The organism is Amycolatopsis sp. cg9, assembly GCF_041346945.1.
GTDB lineage: Bacteria > Actinomycetota > Actinomycetes > Mycobacteriales > Pseudonocardiaceae > Amycolatopsis.
Map to the genome: position 1 here is coordinate 1,863,826 of NZ_CP166850.1, position 16,077 is coordinate 1,879,902.

Consider the following 16,077-nt stretch of genomic DNA (forward strand, 5'->3'; position numbering starts at 1 on the left):
CCTTGCTCACCCGCCTGTCCCCCCTCACCGAACTGGCCACGCGCCTGCGCACGGCCCGGTTCCCGCTCGCCACCGGCTGGCGCGCGGTCGACGGCTGGTTCCGGCCGTGGGCCGCACAATCCGGCCTGCGCGACGAGCTGCGGACCCAGTTGCGCACGCTGTCCGGCGCGCAGGCCACGAAGGTGCTGCGCTCCTCCAGAGAAACGACCACGCACTTCGCCTGGTGCCTGCTGGATTCACCGGCCGACCCGTTTTCCTTCTGGCTGCACGAATACAAGGCCCAGGAGGACTGGCGGGAAGGTTACGCGGATTCGGTGCACAACCACAGGTACCACTTCTGCACCACCATTCTCCGTGGTGACTACTTCCACGAAAGGTACGAAACGACGATCGACCCGGACACCGGGCTGATCGAGTCCGCGCGGCTGCGCCGCCGGGCCCTGTGCCAGGCCGGGGACTGCGCCACCATGCTCGCCCACGAGTTCCACCGGATCCCCGAAGCGGCCGCCGGAACGATGACTTTCCTGGTGAAATCACGGCCCGTGAGCAGTTTCAGCCTTTCTTTCGATCCGGCCAGCGGAATCGGCCATCGTCACGTTCCGGTAGAGAGCCGATTGGGGGAATTGGCCGACCGCATCTAGCTACACACCGGCGTCAGCGGCGCTTACCATTACTCCACCCGTCTGAACACCACGGCCGGGATGGGAGAGGTGTATGCGCACGCAGGAAAGCACGATCGACCACGTGATCGTCGACGCCGTCGTCGGTGCAGTCGAAAAAAGGGTCCACCGGCTTTGCCGCCAGTACGCCGAGCGGCTGCAGTTCCACGGCTGGCACCACGTCAGTTTCGTCCGCGCGAAAGCAGTCGGCTTCGCCCGCCGCAACGGGGCCGACCCCGCGGTGGTCGAAGTGGCCGCGCTCGTGCACGACGTCAACTACCTGGTGCTCCGGAACTCGCCCGCGTCGGCGGGCCGGAACCTGCGCCTGGAGATCCTCGCCGAATGCGGGGTGCCGCCGCACGTTTCGCGGTGGATCGACGAGATCGTCGACGAAGCGGAAATGGCCACCCGCGGCCGCGACATTTCGCTGGAGGCGCAGGCGCTGAGCGACGCGGACACGTTGTTCAAGGCACTGCCGGTGACGCCGGTGGTGCTGGCCCACCGGTACCTGCGCGAGAACGGGCTGAGCCTGCGCGAGCTGGCGCACAAGATCGTCGGCGAGCAGTGCGACGTCCACGACGAGGGTTACTACTTCTACAACCCGGAGGCGGCCGCGACGTACTCGCGCTGGGCGACGGCGAACCTCCAGCTGTGGCAGTGCATCAAGGAGGCGGTCGACGACCCGACGGTGGTGGAGCTGCTGGACGCGGTGCACGCGGTCGACGCGCTGGCGTCTTAGCGAACTTTTCGCGGTTCCGCCGCGGCGGTGGGCGGGGGCTGGTAGGCATTCGGCGTAGTACCTGCGTCGTCGAGGAGCCCGCATGACCTACGGCCAGCACCCCGGCCACCCGCCCCACCCCGGACCGCAGTGGCCCGGCCCCGGTGGACCGGTACTGCCACCGAAGGGGCCCGGGCTCGGGGTGGCCGCGCTGGTCCTCGGCCTGCTCGCGCTCGTGCTGCCGTTCCTGCCGGTCGACATGACCGGCTTCCGGGCGTACGTCGCGTTCCCGTTCGGGCTGGCCGGCCTCGTCCTCGGCGTCCTCGGCTGCGTGGGGCGCCGCGGCGGCAAGCCACTGGCCGCGATCGGCGCCGTGCTGTCGTTCTTCGCGCTGGTGGTCGGCATGATCATGGTGGTCAACCAGACCGTCCCGTACTAGCCCTGCCCGTAGCCGCGCAGCCGGTCGACGACCTTCGCCACCTCGGGCGGCGGGAGCAGGCTCGGCCGGCCGGCGCTCTGCGCGAGCAGCCACACGCGGCACGCCCACTCGAGCTGCTGCGCCCGGTGGTAGGCGGCTTCGAGGCCGTCGCCGTAGGTGAGGGTGCCGTGGTTGGCCATCAGGCACCCCCGCCGGCCGTCCAGCGCCTCGAGCACGGCGGCGGCCAGCTCGGGCGTGCCGTAGGTCGCGTAGCGCGCGACGCGCACCGAAGGGCCGATCGTGGCGATGATGTAGTGGATCGGCGGCAGCTCGCGCACGAGCGTCGAAGCCGCGGTGGCGTGCGGCGAGTGCGTGTGGACGACCGCGGTCACGGGCTCGCCGTCCGGGTCGCGCACGTCCCAGTAGACGGACAGGTGCATCGGCAGCTCGCTGGTCGGCTTGAGCGAGCCGTCGACCACCTGCCCGCCGAGGTCGACGACAGCGACGTCGGACGGGGTCATGCTCGAGTAGGCGACCCCGGTCGGCGTGACGGCGACGAGGTCACCGGCACGCACGGACACGTTCCCGGAGGTGCCGACGACGAGGCCGTCACCGACCATCCGGCGGGCGTACGCGCACACGGCGGCCCGCTCGGTCTCGAGGATCATGCGCTGGGGTCCCGTCTCGTGGGCGATCAAGCAACTGCTGTGCAGACTGCCAGTCACCCACGAGCCTCGGCCACCTCCCCGCGCGGGGGAGGCGCGCCGGGCCGGCTCAGCCCTTGGCCGCGGGAGCCGGAGCCTTCGCCGCGGGTGCCGCCGCCGGAGCAGCAGCCGCCGCCGGAGCCGGGCTGGGCTTGCGGTCCCCGCCGGCCGGTGCTTCCTCCACCGGGGCCAGCAGACGCATGGCCTCCTGGACCGCCACGTCCGTTGCCGCGATTCGCTCGGCGACCTTCTTGCGCAGGTCCAGGGCCAGTTTGCGGTTCTGGTCCGCCTCCGACTGCTGGGCGCGGGCCGAGGTCAGGGCCGCTTCCGTCTCCTGCTGCTTGCGGGCGATCTCGTCGTCGAACGCCTTCTTCTTCCGGGCCAGTTCCTCCGACGCCACCCGGTCGGCTTCCTGCCTGGCCGCGGCCGCCGCGGCTTCGGCCTTCGCGTCCGCCTCCTTGCGGGCCCGCTCCGCCGCCGCGGCCTGTTCGACGCGCTTCGCGCCCGCCGCCGCGTTCAGCTTCTCGATCTCGCCCTTCGCCTCCGACAGCAGGCGGGCGCGCTCTTCCTCCGCGTCCTTCGCCAGCTTGTCGGCCGTGCGGCGGGTTTCGTGCGCGTACTTGTCGGCCTGGTCGCGGGTCGACGCCGCGTCCGCCTCCGCCGCCGCGCGCAGGTCCGCGATCTCCTCCTCCGCCAGCTGCATCATCATGCGGACGCGCTCGGCCATGGCGCCGGCGCCGGACGGGCTCGAGCTCATCCGGGCGAGGGCGGCCTTCGTCTCGGCCAGCTCCTTCTGCGCGTACGCGAGGGCTTTCGTGAGGTCCGAGGACGTCGCGACGGCTTCGTCGCGGCTGCGCGACGTCTCGCGCATCTCCTTGGTCAGCTCGGCGAGACGCTCGTCGACCTGGCGCTGGTTGTAGCCGCGGACACCGACCGCGAACTGGGTGGTCTTCGGGGCGGACTGGGGCTTCTCAGGCGCGACCATCGGCACACCTTAGTGAGCCGGGGACCGTCCGCACGTACCGCCAAACGGATGCATCACGGATATTGGAACCCCCGGTGACACATGGCATCCTGAGCTTGTTGACCAGCGGTTAACGGCGAGGAGGCCATTGTGGACATACTCGCCGACATCGGCGCGCACTGGCACGTCTACGCCACCATGCCGCTCATCGCCGCCCTGATCGGCTACCTGACCAAGCGGGTGGCCATCGAGATGATGTTCCGGCCCCTCGACTTCGTCGGGATCCGGCCGTTCCTCGGCTGGCAGGGCGTCATCCCGGCGAACGCGCGGCGGATGGCCACCACCGCCGTCGACCTGCTGACCCGCAACCTCGTCGACCCGCAGGAGATCTTCAGCCGCCTCGACCCGGAAGAAATGGTCAAAGAGCTCGAACCGCCGCTGCTCAAGGCCGTCGAAGAAGTCACCCGCGAAGTCATGGAGACCTACCAGCCACGCCTCTGGGAACTGCTGCCGGCGCGGGCGCAGCGGCTGCTCGTCGACCAGGTCCGCGCGCAGGCGCCGGCCGTCGTCAAGCGGCTCATGCGGGACGTCTCGACCAACATCGACGACGTCCTCGACGTCAACGACATGCTCATCGGGGCCATGGTCCGCGACAAGTCGCTGACCTGCCGGCTGATCCGCGAGGTCGCCGCGCCCGAGTTCAAGTTCATCGCGCGGTCCGGGATCTGGTTCGGGTTCGTGATCGGGCTCGTCCAGTTCGTCGCGTGGGCGCTGACGAAACAGCCGCTCATCATGCCGATCTTCGGTTTCGTCACGGGCTTCGTCACGGACTGGCTCGCGCTCAAGATGATCTTCTACCCGCGTGAGCCGCGCGGGTTCGGGTTCTTCCGCTGGCAGGGCATGTTCCAGAAGCGCCGCCAGGAGGTCGCCGCCGACTACGGCGCGCTGATCGCCGACGAGGTGCTCACCGTGCGGAACGTGATGGAGGCCGTGCTCACCGGGCCGCGTGCCGACAAGCTGTTCGCGATGATCACCCGCGAGGTCCAGCGCACGATCGACCAGCAGGCGAGCATCGCCAAACCACTGGTCGCGCTGACCATCGGCGGCCGGCAGTACCAGGAGATGAAGCGCGCGGCCGCCGAAAAAGCCATCGCCTACCTCCCCGAAACGGTGAAGCACGTCGAGAGCTACGCCACCGACGCGCTCGACGTCCGGAACACGATCGTCGAAAAGATGCAGCAGCTGACGCCGATCGAGTTCGAAGGCATCCTGCGGCCGGCCTTCAAGCAGGACGAATGGAAGCTGATCGCGGTCGGCGCGGTCATCGGTGGCCTGGTGGGTGAACTCCAGGTGCTGCTCCTGCTGCACTGATCACGGGCCGATAGCGTGCGCGGGTGGACTTCGGCACGCACTGGCAGGTGTACGTCACCATGCCGTTCATCGCGGCGCTGATCGGGTACGTCACCAAGCGCGTCGCCATCGAGATGATGTTCCGCCCGCTCGAGTTCACCGGGATCCGGCCGTTCCTCGGCTGGCAGGGCGTGCTGCCGGCGAACGCCGAGCGCATGGCGGCCACCGCCACCGAGATGCTGACGACGAACCTCGTCGACCCCAAGGAGATCTTCGCCCGGCTCGACCCGGCGCAGGTGGCGAAGGAGATCGAGCAGCCGCTGCTGCGCGTCGTCGAGGACGTCACCCGCGACGTGATGGAGACCTACCAGCCGCGGCTGTGGGAAGTGCTGCCGAACGGCGCGCAGCAGCTGCTGCTCAAGCGCGTCCAGGCCGAAGCGCCGAAAGCCATCACCAAGATCATGCGGGAGATCGCCGACAACATCGAAGACGTCCTCGACCTCAAGCACATGGTCGTGACGAACCTCGTCCGCGACAAAGCGCTGCTGAACCGGCTGATCCGCGACATCTCCCGGCCGGAGATGCGGTTCATCGCCCGCTCGGGGATCTGGTTCGGCTTCGGCCTCGGCTGCGTGCAGCTGGTCGTGTGGGCGCTGACGAAGTCGCCGATCGTGCTCCCGCTGTTCGGCCTGCTCATCGGCTGGTTCACCGACTGGCTGGCGCTGAAGATGATCTTCCTGCCGCGCGAGCCCCGCCGGTTCTTCGGGCTCTACACCTGGCAGGGCGTCTTCCAGAAGCGCCGCGACCAGGTCGCCGCCGACTACGGCGACATGATCGCGCGCGAGATCATCACCATTCCCAACCTGCTGGAAGCGGTGCTGCGCGGGCCCAAGTCCGACAGGCTGTTCGCGATGATCACCCGCGAGGTGCAGAAGACGATCGACGCGCAGGCCAGCGTCGTCAAGCCGTTCGTCGCCATCGCGGTCGGGACCAAGAAGTTCCAGGAGATGAAGCAGACGGCGGCGGCGAAGGCCGCGGAGCGCGTCCCGGAGACGATCCGGTACGCGGAGAACTACGCGATCAACGCCCTCGACGTGCGCAACACGATCGTCGACCGGATGCGGAAGCTGACCGCGCTCGAGTTCGAGCAGCTGCTGCGGCCGGCGTTCCGGCAGGACGAGTGGAAGCTGATCGCCGTCGGCGCGGTGATCGGCGGGCTGGTCGGCGAACTGCAGGTGCTCGCGCTGCTCGGGTAGCCGGTACGGTTTCGCTCTCGGGACTGCGAGGGAGGTCGGGGTGGACGCTGTCCTGCGCGACCTCGCCGCGCACTGGCCGGTCTACGCGGCGATGCCGTTCATCGCGGCGCTGATCGGCTACGTCACCAAGCGCGTCGCCATCGAGATGATGTTCCGGCCCCTGGACTTCGTCGGGATCCCGCCGCTGCTCGGCTGGCAGGGCGTCGTCCCGAAGCACGGCGGCCGGATGGCGGCGGTCGCCACCGAGCTGCTGACCGAGAACCTCCTCGACCTGCGCGAGGTGCTCGACCGGATCGACCCGGTGATCATCACGACCGAACTGGAGCAGCCGCTGCTGCGCGCGGTCGACCACATCGCGCGCGAGGTGCTGGCCGAACACCACCCGCGGCTGTGGGAGGTCATGCCGACGCTGGCCCAGGAGATGCTGATCAAGCAGGTCCAGGCGTCGGCACCGCGGCTGGTCCGGGAGTTCCTCGACGACGTCCGCGAGCACCTCGACGAGGTCCTCGACGTCCAGCACATGACCGTCCAGCGACTGACGCGCGACCGCGCGCTGCTGGTCCGGCTGATCCGCGAGACGTCCCGCCCGGAGATGGCGTTCATCGCGCGGATGGGCATCTACTTCGGCTTCGGGCTGGGCCTGGTCCAGACGATCGTGTGGGCGTTCACGCGCGAGCCGTGGGTGCTCCCGGTCTTCGGCGGCGCGATCGGGCTGTTCACCGACTGGCTGGCGATCAAGCTGATCTTCGTCCCCCGCGAGCCGGTTCGCGTCGGCCGGGTGATCTTCCAAGGCAAGTTCCAGCGCCGGCGCGCGGAGGTGGCGCGGCAGTACGGCGAGCTGATCGCGACCGAGGTGCTGACCGTCCAGAACCTGCTGGACGCGGTGCTGCGGGGTCCCCGCGCCGACCGCCTGGCGGCGCTGGTCGAGCACCTCGTTTCGGACGCGGTCGACAAGCAGATGCCCCTCTCCTGGACGGTGGGCGGCACGCGCCTGAAGGAGATGAAGCACGCGGCGGCGTTGAAGGCGCTGGAGCAGCTGCCCGACACAGCCCGCTACGCCGAGGGCTACCTGACCGAGGCGATGGACGTCGCGAAGGTGATCGAGCAGCGGATGCTGGCGCTGACGCCGCTGGAGTTCGAGGGCCTGCTGCGGCCGGCGTTCCGGCAGGACGAGTGGAAGCTCATCGCCGTCGGCGGCGTGATCGGGTTCGTGGTGGGCGAGCTGCAGGTCCTGCTGATGCTGGGCTGACCGCCGCTAAACCCGGCGACGACCCCGCGCGTGTACCGGGCGGCCACCCGGCCGACCAGGGCACGCAGAGGGGAACCCATGAAGCGATTCGTCACCGCAGTCGTACTTTCGCTCACCGGCCTGTTCGCGAGCGCGGGTATCGCGGCCGCCGACGTCATCGTGCCCCCGGAACAGTTCGGGCACGTGTGCAGCGGCTACCAATACCTCCCCAACGACCGCACCCGGTACTGGCAGGCCTGCGCCTGGGCCGACGACAACGAGGTGTACTTCACGGTCGCCCTCGGCAACGCCGGCGACATCACCTGGGCTCCGGGCGAGGTCAACATCGGCTACTACAAGTCCGGTGCCTACACGTTCTGCAAATCCGTCACCGGCGTCAGGATCGCACCCCATTCGGTCGGGCGCACGCCGAGCAATTCGTGCGTCCTGACCCGGGTCCGGGCCGCCTACCAGGCCATCGGCTACCCGAACTCGGACAGCATCGCGAAGAGCGACACCCTCCAGGTGCAGTAGCTCAAGCCGCGACGAGGTCCGGGGCCGGGTCGACCGCTCGCACGCGCGTCCGGCGGTCGCGCTGCCAGGCGAGCACCCGGCACACCACGTAGATCAAGAACGAAATCGCCGTCACGAACGCGCTCACCGGCAGCCCCGGCGCCAGCGAAAGCACGATCCCGCCGATCGCCGACACCTCCGCGAACACCACCGACAGCACCGTGGCCTTCCACGGCGACGCCGTCACGCGGGCCGCGGCGGCCGCGGGCGTCACCATCAGGGCCACCACCAGCAGCGAGCCGACGACCTTCACGCTCAGCGCCGTCGAGACGCCCACCAGCAGCGCGAACACCACCGTCAGCGTCTTCACCGGGACCCCGCGCGCGACCGCCACGTTCCGGTCCACCGAGGCGAACAGCAGCGGCCGGTACACCAGCGCCAGCACCGCCAGCACGACCACCGACGACACCACGAACAACGTCAGGTTCGTCGAGTCGATCGTGATGATCTGGCCGGTCAGGATCCCGAACTTGTTCCCGGACCGTCCTTTGTAGAACGACAGGAACAGCACGCCCATCCCGAGGCCGAACGACAGGATCACGCCGATCACCGAGTCGCGGTCGGCGTCGCGCGCGCCGAGGATGCCCAGCAGCAGCGCCGCCACCACCGCGCCGATCAGGGCGCCGTACTCGACGCCGATCCCGAGCAGCAGGGCCGCCGCGCCGCCGGTGAACGCCAGCTCGGACGTGCCGTGCACCGCGAACGACATCCGCCGCATCACGATCAGCGGGCCCAGCACGCCCGCCACCAGACCGAGGATCGCCGCCGCCAGCAGCGCCGTCTGGACGCCGTCGAGCTCGGTGATGAGCTCCCACGTCTTGCCGAAGTCGAACAGATCCAAGACTCAGCCCACTTGCTCTTCGACGTCGTGTTCGTGGTGGTGCGGCTCCTCCTCGCACAACGCGCTCTGCGCGCCCGCGATGTGGATCTGCCCGCCCACCTTCAGCACCTCGACGCGGGTCCCGTACAGCTCGGACAGGGTCGCCGTGGTCATGACCTCGTCCGGCTTGCCGATCCGGAACTGGCCGTTGACCAGGTACAGCACGCGGTCGACGAACGGCAGCACCGGGTTGATCTCGTGCGTCACGAACAGCACCGCGGTGTCCGCCGTGCGCCGCCGCCGGTCGATCAGCTCGCTGATCGCGCGCTGGTGGGCCAGGTCGAGCGACAGCAGCGGTTCGTCGCAGAGCAGCACCTCGGGGTCGCCGACCAGGGCCTGCGCCACCCGCAGCCGCTGCTGCTCACCCCCGGACAACCGGCCGACCGGCTGCTTCGCGTACCGGGTCGCGCCCACCGCGTCGATCGCTTCGGAAACGAGCCGGCGCCGGGCCGCCATGCCGAACAGGCCGGGGCCCCAGCGGTGGCCGTCGAGGCCCAGCCCGACCAGGTCGACGCCGCGCAGCGTCAGCGCCTCGTCGATCGCGCGCTGCTGCGGGATGTAGCCGATCTTGCGGTTCGCGCCGCCCGGGCGCCCGCCGGCGATCTCGACCGTGCCCGCCGAGAGGCCCTGCATGCCGAGCAGCGCCTTCAGCAGGCTGCTCTTGCCGGACCCGTTCGGGCCGAGGACGGCGAGGAACTCGCCCGGCTCGACGACCAGGTCCAGTCCCGACCAGAGGGTCCGGGGACCGAAGGCCAAGCCCGCCCCGCGGACCCGGACCGCGGGGCGTACGTCGTCGGAGACGGGAGACATGACTACTTCAACGCCCCCGCCAGCTCGTCGACTTCCCCGGTCATCCAGACAATGTAGTCCGTCACACCCTGCGGCAGCGTCTCGGTCACGTCCACGACGCCGATGCCGGCGGCCTTCGCCTGCCCGACGACGTCCTGGGTCAGCGGGGTCACCGTCTGCGCGTTGTTGATCAGCGCCTTGACCTGCTTGGTGGCGATGAGCTGCTTGTACTCGTTCACCGCGCCGGCCGGGACGTCGGTGTCGTTCTCCACCGCGTCCGAAAACGCCTTGGGCGTCGCGTCCGTCAGCTTCGCGCTCTGGAGCAGGTAGTGCGCGACCGGCTCGGTGACGACGACCTTCGTACCCGGATGCGTGCCGCCCAGCTCGCCGAGCCGCTTCTCCAGCTCGCCGACCTTCGCCTTGAACGCGGCCGCGTTGTCGGTGAAGGCCTGCTTCGACGCCGGCTGCAGCTCACCGAGCTGCGCCGCGACCTGGTCGGCGACCTTGCCGACGCCCGGCAGGTCGTACCAGACGTGCTCGTTCTCGTCGCCGGTCGCGGCGATGTCGTAGGCGACGAGCTTCTTCGCGTCTCCGGCCTGGCCGGTGAGCTTGTCGAAGAACTCGTCGTACCCACCGCCATTGGACAGGAGCAGCTTCGCGTCCTTCGCCGCGAGGGCGTCGTCGGCGGTGGTCTCGTACGAGTGCGGGTCGGCCGATGGGTCGTGGATGACCGACTTGACCTCGACCTTGTCGCCGCCCACGGCGCTGACGACGCTGCCCCAGACGTCCGTCGAGGCGACGACCTTGATCTTGTCGGCGCCGCCGGACTGCCCACCGCCGTCGGAGGTGGTTCCACCGGAGCACGCGGCCAGGGCGAGCACGGACAGGGCCGAAGCGGCGGCGAGCGCGCTCCTGGTGCGGCGGGAACTCATCGAGAACTCTCCTGCAAGACGCTAATGGAAACCGTTGTCAGATTCACCTTACCCCATCCGGATGACTTCCTGGCCATCCGATCGCGTTTGGGTGTATGCGTCTTCGCGCATGCGGATCGAGACATCGACCACGCGGGGTGTCTCTTCATGAATTCGATCTGAACCGTTACGGTTTGCTGATGGGACGTCCTATTCGCACCCGGAGGCAGGCGACGCTGGCGTCGCTCGCGGCGGAGCTCGGTGTGTCCAGGACAACGGTGTCCAACGCCTACAACCGGCCGGACCAGCTGTCCCCCGAACTGCGCCGTCGCGTCCTCGAGACCGCGCGGCGGCTCGGCTACCCCGGACCCGACCCGGTCGCCCGCTCCCTGCGCACGCGCAAGGCGGGCGCGGTCGGGCTGCTGCTCACCGAAAACCTCTCCTACGCCTTCCGCGACCCCGCCGCCGTCGGCGTGCTCGAAGGACTGGCCCTGGCGTGCGAAGACGCCGGCGTCGGCCTGCACCTGGTGCCGGCCAGCCCGGGCCGCGAGGACGTCGCCGCGGTGCACCGCGCGGGTGTCGACGGCTTCGTCGTCTACTCCGTGCCGGACGACGACCCGCACCTGGCCGCCGTGCTGGAGCGCCCGGTGCCGACGGTGATCATCGACCAGCCGAGCATCGAGGGCATCGACCGCGTCGGCCCGGACGACGCGGCGGCGGTCGGCAAGATCGCCGAGCACCTCGTCTCGCTGGGCCACCGGCAGGTCGGTGTCATCTGCATGCGGCTCGCCCGCGAGCGCAACGACGACTTCGTCTCCCCGGCGCGCCAGAGCGGCGCGCACTTCCACGTCCAGCGCACCCGCCTCGAAGCCCTCGCCGTGGCGTTCTCCGCCGCCGGCGTCGACTGGGCGGGTGTCCCGGTGGTCGAGCGCTTCGACCACACGGTGGACGACGGCGCCTCCGCCGCCCGGCAGCTGCTGGACGCGTACCCGCAGATCACGGCCGTGATCTGCACCTCGGACATCCTCGCGCTCGGTGCCATGGCCGAGGCCGAACGGCGCGGGCTGCGGGTACCGCAGGACCTGACCGTCACCGGCTTCGACGGCATCGCCGAGGCCGAGCGGATCGGGCTCACCACGGTCCACCAGCCGGTGCTCGAAAAGGGCAAGACGGCCGGCCGGCTGCTGCTCAGCTCGGGCGAGCGGAGCGCGCCGAAGGTGATCACGCTGCCGACCGAGCTGCGCGTCGGGCGCACGTCGGCGCCGCCGCGGACGGTCGAGGAGCCCTGGTTCGGCGGGTAGAAACCCGTGACATTGCTCGTAGTGCATTGCCCGATCGCACACCGCCCGGTCCAATGGAGGGGACAAGCCCGCGCCGCGGGGCCACTGGCCGGAAGGTGACCGATGACCTCGATCGACGTACTGCTCAAGCGCAACCAGGAGCTCGGCGAGGTCACGCCCGGCGACCGGTCCTCCCCCAAGCCGTCACTCCAGGTGGCCATCCTGACCTGCATGGACGCCCGGATCCGGGTCTTCGAGCTGTTCGGCCTCCTGCAAGGCGAGTCGCACGTCCTCCGCAACGCGGGCGGCGTGGTGACCGACGACATGATCCGCTCGCTGGCCCTTTCGCAGCGCAAGCTCGGCACCCGCGAGGTGCTGATCGTGCAGCACACCGAGTGCGGCCTGTCGATGGTCACCGAGGACGACTTCAAGGACGAGCTGGAGTCCGACACCGGCCTGCGCCCGACCTGGTCGGTCGAGGCGTTCCGCAACGTCGAGAACAGCGTCCGGACGTCGGTGGAGCGGGTGCGGCGCAGCGCTTACCTGCCGCACACGGAGAACGTGCGCGGGTTCGTGTACGACGTCAAGACCGGGAAGCTCACCGAGGTCCAGTAGGCGTTGCGCGTCCTCTTCGCCGCCCTCGCGTCGGCCGGCCACACGTACCCGATGGTCCCGCTCGCGATCGCGGCGCGGGACGTCGGGCACGAGGTGCACTTCGCGGCCGGCGAGCACGTCCACGCGCCGCTGCACCGGCTCGGGCTGAACCCCTTCCGGCCCGCGGACTCGTTCTACGAGATCTACGCCGAGGACCTCGGGCCGGACCTGGTGCGGCTGCGGCCGGACCTGGTCGTGCCCGGGTGGGGTGTCCCGGAGGTGGCCGTCGCCGCGCGGCGCGCCGGGATCCCCGCCCTGTGGCACGGCTTCGGCAGGCTGTTCCCCCGGGACATCGGGCTCGTGCGGCCGGACGGCGGCCGCCACCTGGACATCTGCCCGCCGTCCCTGCAGGACGAGGACTTCCTCGCGGCCGCCGACCGGATCGCCCTGCGCCCGGTGCCGTTCTCGGAACCGGCACCGCCGGTGACCGGCCGCCCGCTCGTGTACCTGACGCTCGGCACCGCGTTCGGCACCCCGGAGGTGCTCACCACGGCGATCCGCGGACTGGCCGCGCTCGGCTCGCACGTCGTCGTCGCCACCGGCCGGGTGCGCCCGGCGGAGCTCGGCGGCCTGCCGGGCAACGTCACGGCCCGGGCGTGGGTGGACCAGGCCGAGCTGCTGCCGCACGCCGACCTCGTGGTGCACCACGGCGGCAGCGGCACCACCCTCGGCGCGCTGGCCGCCGGCGTCCCGCAGCTGGTCCTGCCGCAGGGCGCCGACCAGTTCGCCAACGCCGAAGCGCTCCTCGCCGCGGGCGCCGCACTGCGCCTCCTGCCGGGCGAACTGAGCGCGGACGCCGTCACCGAACAGGCCCGGAAAGCACCCGGCCTGCGCGACGCGGCCCGCGCGCTGGCCGGCGAGATCGCCGGGATGCCGTCGCCGGACGAGGTCGCCCGCCGGCTGCCGGAGTGGGCGAAGTAGCCTCCCGGCGTGGCTGTGGACGCTGACGTACTGCTCGACTGGTTCTCCACGCGCGGCCGGGACCTGCCGTGGCGCGAGCCGGACTGCTCGGCGTGGGGCGTGCTGGTCAGCGAAATCATGCTCCAGCAGACCCCGGTCGCCCGCGTGCAGCCGATCTGGCACGAATGGCTGGCGCGCTGGCCGGTGCCCTCGGCGCTGGCCGCGTCCACGCCGGGCGAGGTCGTCCGCGCCTGGGGCAAGCTCGGCTACCCGCGCCGCGCGCTGCGGCTGCACGAAGCCGCCGGGGTGATCGCACGCGACCACGGCGACGTCGTCCCGTCCGATGTGGACACCCTGCTCGCGCTGCCCGGCATCGGCGCCTACACCGCGCGGGCCGTCGCCGCGTTCGCCTACGGGCGGCGGGCGCCCGTCGTCGACACCAACGTGCGGCGGGTCGTCGCGCGGGCCGTGCACGGGGCCGGGGACGCCGGGCCCGCGTCGAACACCCGGGACATGGCCGACGTCGAAGCGCTGCTGCCGGCCGAGGACGCGCCCGCCGCGAAGTTCTCCGCCGCGATCATGGAGCTCGGCGCGCTGATCTGCACCGCGCGTTCGCCGCGGTGCGCGGACTGCCCCGTCTACGACGAGTGCGCGTGGCAGCTGGCCGGCCGCCCGGAGTACGCCGGCCCGGCCAAGCCGGTGCAGAAGTTCGCCGGCACCGACCGGCAGGTCCGCGGGCGGCTGCTGGACGTCCTGCGCGGCAGCGAGGGCCCGGTCGAGAAGGCGAAGCTGGACCTCGTCTGGCACGACGCCGGGCAGCGCGACCGCTGCCTGGATTCCCTGCTGACGGACGGCCTCCTCGAACAGACCCGCGACGGGCTCTTCGCCCTGCCGGGTGAACACTGACGCACTACGACCAAAGTTGGTCAATAGTTGTCATCGGCGCGATGCGGAGTTACCTTTCTCCCCATGGTCACTGTTGACCGCCGGACCCTGCTCAAGGCGGGGGTGACCGCGACCGCGGCCGGCGCACTGGGGATGACGACCACGGGGACGGCCACGGCGGCCGTGCCGACACCGACGATCCACCCGACGTCCGAGTGGGGCGCCCGGCCCGCCACCGGCACGATCGTGGTGGAGAACCACAAGCCGACGTACATCGTCGTGCACCACACGGTGGACCCGGGCAACAACACCGACTACTCGCTGGCGCACGCCCTCCAGATCTCGCGCGACATCCAGAACTTCCACATGGACACGCGCGGCTGGATCGACACCGGCCAGCAGTTCACGAACAGCCGCGGCGGGTTCATCACCGAGGGGCGGCACCGCAGCCTCGAAATCCTGCGCGGCGGCACCCAGCACGTGCAGGGCGCGAACGTCGGCAACCACAACAGCGAGTGCATCGGCATCGAGAACGAAGGCCTGTACAGCACGGTCGACGTCACGACCGCGCTGTGGAACTCGCTGGTCGGCCTGGTCGCCTACATCGCGCACCAGTACTCGATCACCCCCGAATTCATCAAGGGCCACCGCGACTTCAACTCGACCGAGTGCTGCGGCCAGGTGCTCTACGACCGGCTGCCGGAGCTGCGGACGGCGGTGGGCCGCGTCCTCGGCGTCTCGGTCGCGCGCACCGAGGCGGAGTGGCCGCTGCTCAAGCCCGGCGCCACCGGCAAGAAGGTGCAGCTGGCGCAGCAGTTCCTGCGGTCTTCGGGCTTCGACGTGCCGACCGACGGCGTCTTCGGGCAGTCCACAACGGACGCCGTCGCCGCGCTGGCCGCCCGGGCCGGGCTCGAGAAGGACACGTGCACCGCGGCGAAGGCGGCCGGCGAAACCGGCTTCCTCGGCGCCGACGTCTGGCCGCTGATCGTCCCTTCCGACCGCTCGACCGCGGCCTGGCGGGCGGACCTCGCCCGCACCTGATCTCGCGCGTGACCAGGCGGTCGGTGCGCCGGGCTCAACGGCGCGCTCGGTGTGCCGTCCGCCTGGTCACGCGTGGTTCACCGGCCAAGGACGTCGCTCAGGAAGGCTTCGACCGCGCCGCGGTAGGTCTCCGGGGCCTCGTCGTGGGGCAGGTGCGCCGAACCCGGCACCACGAGGTGCTTCGCGCCCGGCACCCGCGCCGCGACGGCGGCCTGCTGGCCGGGCGGCATCGCCGTGTGCTCGCCTTCGACCAGCAGCAGCGGGCAGCGGATGGCGTCGACGACGTCCCAGTAGTCGCGGCGGCCCCACTCGGCCGCGATGACGTACAGATCCGCCAGGTCGGCGACCAGGTGGTAGCCGTCTTCGCGCTCCTCGACGCAGTCCGCGAAGTACTCGCCCGCGTCGCCGAAGAACTCGCGGACGTGGTCGAGCGACTTGAACGGCACCGGCCAGCTCTCGAAGTACCCGCGCCAGGTCTCGACGGTCCGGCCGCGCTGGTCCGGCGCGAAGTCCTCGGACACGACCGCGCGCACCAGCTCCGGGTGCTTCGCGGCGGTCGCCCACGCGTGCAGGCCACCCATCGAATGCCCGATGAGCACGGCCGGGCCCGCGTCGAGGGTCCGGAGCGCTTCGGCGACGTCGTCGACGAAGCGCTCGGTCGTCCAGGGGCCGACGCGCGGGGCGCTGCCGTGGCCGCGCGCGTCGAGGCCGTACACCGCGCCGTAGGGCCGGAGCCACTCCGCGACCCGCCGCCACGTCCGCGCGCGGCCCATCAGTCCGTGGAGCAGAACGATCGGCACGCCGGTGCCGCCGAAACAGAGCACGCGGCCACCTAACCACAAAACCGCAGGTGCGGAACGTGACCAA

Annotated in this window: 18 protein-coding genes; 12 read left to right on the plus strand and 6 right to left on the minus strand. The window is 70.6% G+C overall.

Translation table 11 applies throughout. The features are described from left to right. Nucleotides 1–2: 2 nt before the first annotated feature. From AB5J73_RS08550 to AB5J73_RS08560, 3 genes are all read left to right on the plus strand, one after another. Nucleotides 3–641, plus strand: a complete 639-nt coding sequence (locus AB5J73_RS08550; protein WP_370969169.1) for a hypothetical protein — start codon at nucleotides 3–5, stop codon at nucleotides 639–641. A gap of 73 nt (nucleotides 642–714) precedes the next feature. Then, nucleotides 715–1,398 (plus strand): HD family phosphohydrolase, encoded by a 684-nt coding sequence (locus AB5J73_RS08555; protein WP_370969170.1) that lies wholly within the window; start codon nucleotides 715–717, stop codon nucleotides 1,396–1,398. Between the two features lie 82 nt (nucleotides 1,399–1,480). After that, a complete protein-coding gene (locus AB5J73_RS08560) occupies nucleotides 1,481–1,816 on the plus strand; it encodes a hypothetical protein (RefSeq protein ID WP_370969171.1) in 336 nt (111 codons plus the stop codon). On the opposite strand, the gene AB5J73_RS08565 is transcribed toward AB5J73_RS08560, so the two are convergent. Continuing rightward, a complete protein-coding gene (locus tag AB5J73_RS08565; RefSeq protein ID WP_370969172.1) occupies nucleotides 1,813–2,463 on the minus strand; it encodes a class II aldolase/adducin family protein in 651 nt (216 codons plus the stop codon). The two genes, AB5J73_RS08560 and AB5J73_RS08565, sit on opposite strands and share 4 nt — an antisense overlap. Before the next feature lie 106 nt (nucleotides 2,464–2,569). Beyond that, nucleotides 2,570–3,484, minus strand: coding sequence for a hypothetical protein (locus AB5J73_RS08570; RefSeq protein ID WP_370969173.1), 915 nt, complete (start codon nucleotides 3,482–3,484; stop codon nucleotides 2,570–2,572). A 177-nt stretch (nucleotides 3,485–3,661) separates the two neighbouring features. Between AB5J73_RS08570 and AB5J73_RS08575 the strand changes: the two genes are divergently transcribed. From AB5J73_RS08575 to AB5J73_RS08590, 4 genes are all read left to right on the plus strand, one after another. Next, nucleotides 3,662–4,834 (plus strand): DUF445 family protein, encoded by a 1,173-nt coding sequence (locus AB5J73_RS08575; RefSeq protein ID WP_370973006.1) that lies wholly within the window; start codon nucleotides 3,662–3,664, stop codon nucleotides 4,832–4,834. Nucleotides 4,835–4,893: 59 nt separating this feature from the next. Next, entirely contained in the window at nucleotides 4,894–6,069 is a 1,176-nt protein-coding gene (locus AB5J73_RS08580) for a DUF445 domain-containing protein (protein ID WP_370973009.1), read from the plus strand. Nucleotides 6,070–6,109: 40 nt separating this feature from the next. Continuing rightward, entirely contained in the window at nucleotides 6,110–7,318 is a 1,209-nt protein-coding gene (locus tag AB5J73_RS08585; protein ID WP_370969174.1) for a DUF445 domain-containing protein, read from the plus strand. Nucleotides 7,319–7,396: 78 nt separating this feature from the next. Further along, nucleotides 7,397–7,831: a hypothetical protein gene (locus AB5J73_RS08590; protein WP_370969175.1), complete on the plus strand. Its 435-nt coding sequence runs from the start codon at nucleotides 7,397–7,399 to the stop codon at nucleotides 7,829–7,831. Nucleotide 7,832: 1 nt separating this feature from the next. On the opposite strand, the gene AB5J73_RS08595 is transcribed toward AB5J73_RS08590, so the two are convergent. Genes AB5J73_RS08595 through AB5J73_RS08605 form a run of 3 tightly spaced genes read right to left on the minus strand, consistent with a single transcriptional unit; the run spans nucleotide 7,833 to nucleotide 10,471 of the window. Next, the gene (locus AB5J73_RS08595) at nucleotides 7,833–8,711 is read right to left on the minus strand and encodes a metal ABC transporter permease (protein ID WP_370969176.1); all 879 of its coding nucleotides are present in this window, start codon (nucleotides 8,709–8,711) and stop codon (nucleotides 7,833–7,835) included. A 3-nt stretch (nucleotides 8,712–8,714) separates the two neighbouring features. Further along, nucleotides 8,715–9,560: a metal ABC transporter ATP-binding protein gene (locus tag AB5J73_RS08600; RefSeq protein ID WP_370969177.1), complete on the minus strand. Its 846-nt coding sequence runs from the start codon at nucleotides 9,558–9,560 to the stop codon at nucleotides 8,715–8,717. Between the two features lie 2 nt (nucleotides 9,561–9,562). After that, the gene (locus tag AB5J73_RS08605) at nucleotides 9,563–10,471 is read right to left on the minus strand and encodes a metal ABC transporter solute-binding protein, Zn/Mn family (RefSeq protein WP_370969178.1); all 909 of its coding nucleotides are present in this window, start codon (nucleotides 10,469–10,471) and stop codon (nucleotides 9,563–9,565) included. A gap of 179 nt (nucleotides 10,472–10,650) precedes the next feature. On the opposite strand from AB5J73_RS08605, the gene AB5J73_RS08610 reads away from it, so the two are divergent. From AB5J73_RS08610 to AB5J73_RS08630, 5 genes are all read left to right on the plus strand, one after another. Then, nucleotides 10,651–11,751: a LacI family DNA-binding transcriptional regulator gene (locus AB5J73_RS08610; RefSeq protein WP_370969179.1), complete on the plus strand. Its 1,101-nt coding sequence runs from the start codon at nucleotides 10,651–10,653 to the stop codon at nucleotides 11,749–11,751. A 102-nt stretch (nucleotides 11,752–11,853) separates the two neighbouring features. After that, nucleotides 11,854–12,345 (plus strand): beta-class carbonic anhydrase, encoded by a 492-nt coding sequence (locus tag AB5J73_RS08615; protein WP_370969180.1) that lies wholly within the window; start codon nucleotides 11,854–11,856, stop codon nucleotides 12,343–12,345. Nucleotides 12,346–12,348: 3 nt separating this feature from the next. Then, nucleotides 12,349–13,305, plus strand: coding sequence for a glycosyltransferase (locus AB5J73_RS08620; protein ID WP_370969181.1), 957 nt, complete (start codon nucleotides 12,349–12,351; stop codon nucleotides 13,303–13,305). A 9-nt stretch (nucleotides 13,306–13,314) separates the two neighbouring features. Beyond that, the gene (locus AB5J73_RS08625; RefSeq protein ID WP_370969182.1) at nucleotides 13,315–14,190 is read left to right on the plus strand and encodes an A/G-specific adenine glycosylase; all 876 of its coding nucleotides are present in this window, start codon (nucleotides 13,315–13,317) and stop codon (nucleotides 14,188–14,190) included. A gap of 63 nt (nucleotides 14,191–14,253) precedes the next feature. Further along, complete coding sequence (locus AB5J73_RS08630; RefSeq protein ID WP_370969183.1) at nucleotides 14,254–15,210, plus strand: peptidoglycan recognition family protein; 957 nt, start codon at nucleotides 14,254–14,256, stop codon at nucleotides 15,208–15,210. Nucleotides 15,211–15,287: 77 nt separating this feature from the next. Here AB5J73_RS08630 and AB5J73_RS08635 read toward each other — a convergent pair whose 3' ends face one another. Further along, nucleotides 15,288–16,034, minus strand: a complete 747-nt coding sequence (locus tag AB5J73_RS08635) for an alpha/beta fold hydrolase (protein WP_370969184.1) — start codon at nucleotides 16,032–16,034, stop codon at nucleotides 15,288–15,290. Nucleotides 16,035–16,077 lie beyond the last annotated feature (43 nt).

Coding starts and splice junctions, on each gene's coding strand:
- AB5J73_RS08580 (WP_370973009.1), top strand. CDS start 4,894: ATGCCGTTCATCGCGGCGCTGATCGGGTACGTCACCAAGCGCGTCGCC.
- AB5J73_RS08615 (WP_370969180.1), top strand. CDS start 11,854: ATGACCTCGATCGACGTACTGCTCAAGCGCAACCAGGAGCTCGGCGAG.
- AB5J73_RS08560 (WP_370969171.1), top strand. CDS start 1,481: ATGACCTACGGCCAGCACCCCGGCCACCCGCCCCACCCCGGACCGCAG.
- AB5J73_RS08565 (WP_370969172.1), bottom strand. CDS start 2,463: ATGATCCTCGAGACCGAGCGGGCCGCCGTGTGCGCGTACGCCCGCCGG.
- AB5J73_RS08630 (WP_370969183.1), top strand. CDS start 14,254: ATGGTCACTGTTGACCGCCGGACCCTGCTCAAGGCGGGGGTGACCGCG.
- AB5J73_RS08575 (WP_370973006.1), top strand. CDS start 3,662: ATGCCGCTCATCGCCGCCCTGATCGGCTACCTGACCAAGCGGGTGGCC.
- AB5J73_RS08570 (WP_370969173.1), bottom strand. CDS start 3,484: ATGGTCGCGCCTGAGAAGCCCCAGTCCGCCCCGAAGACCACCCAGTTC.
- AB5J73_RS08590 (WP_370969175.1), top strand. CDS start 7,397: ATGAAGCGATTCGTCACCGCAGTCGTACTTTCGCTCACCGGCCTGTTC.
- AB5J73_RS08610 (WP_370969179.1), top strand. CDS start 10,651: ATGGGACGTCCTATTCGCACCCGGAGGCAGGCGACGCTGGCGTCGCTC.
- AB5J73_RS08555 (WP_370969170.1), top strand. CDS start 715: ATGCGCACGCAGGAAAGCACGATCGACCACGTGATCGTCGACGCCGTC.
- AB5J73_RS08605 (WP_370969178.1), bottom strand. CDS start 10,471: ATGAGTTCCCGCCGCACCAGGAGCGCGCTCGCCGCCGCTTCGGCCCTG.
- AB5J73_RS08600 (WP_370969177.1), bottom strand. CDS start 9,560: ATGTCTCCCGTCTCCGACGACGTACGCCCCGCGGTCCGGGTCCGCGGG.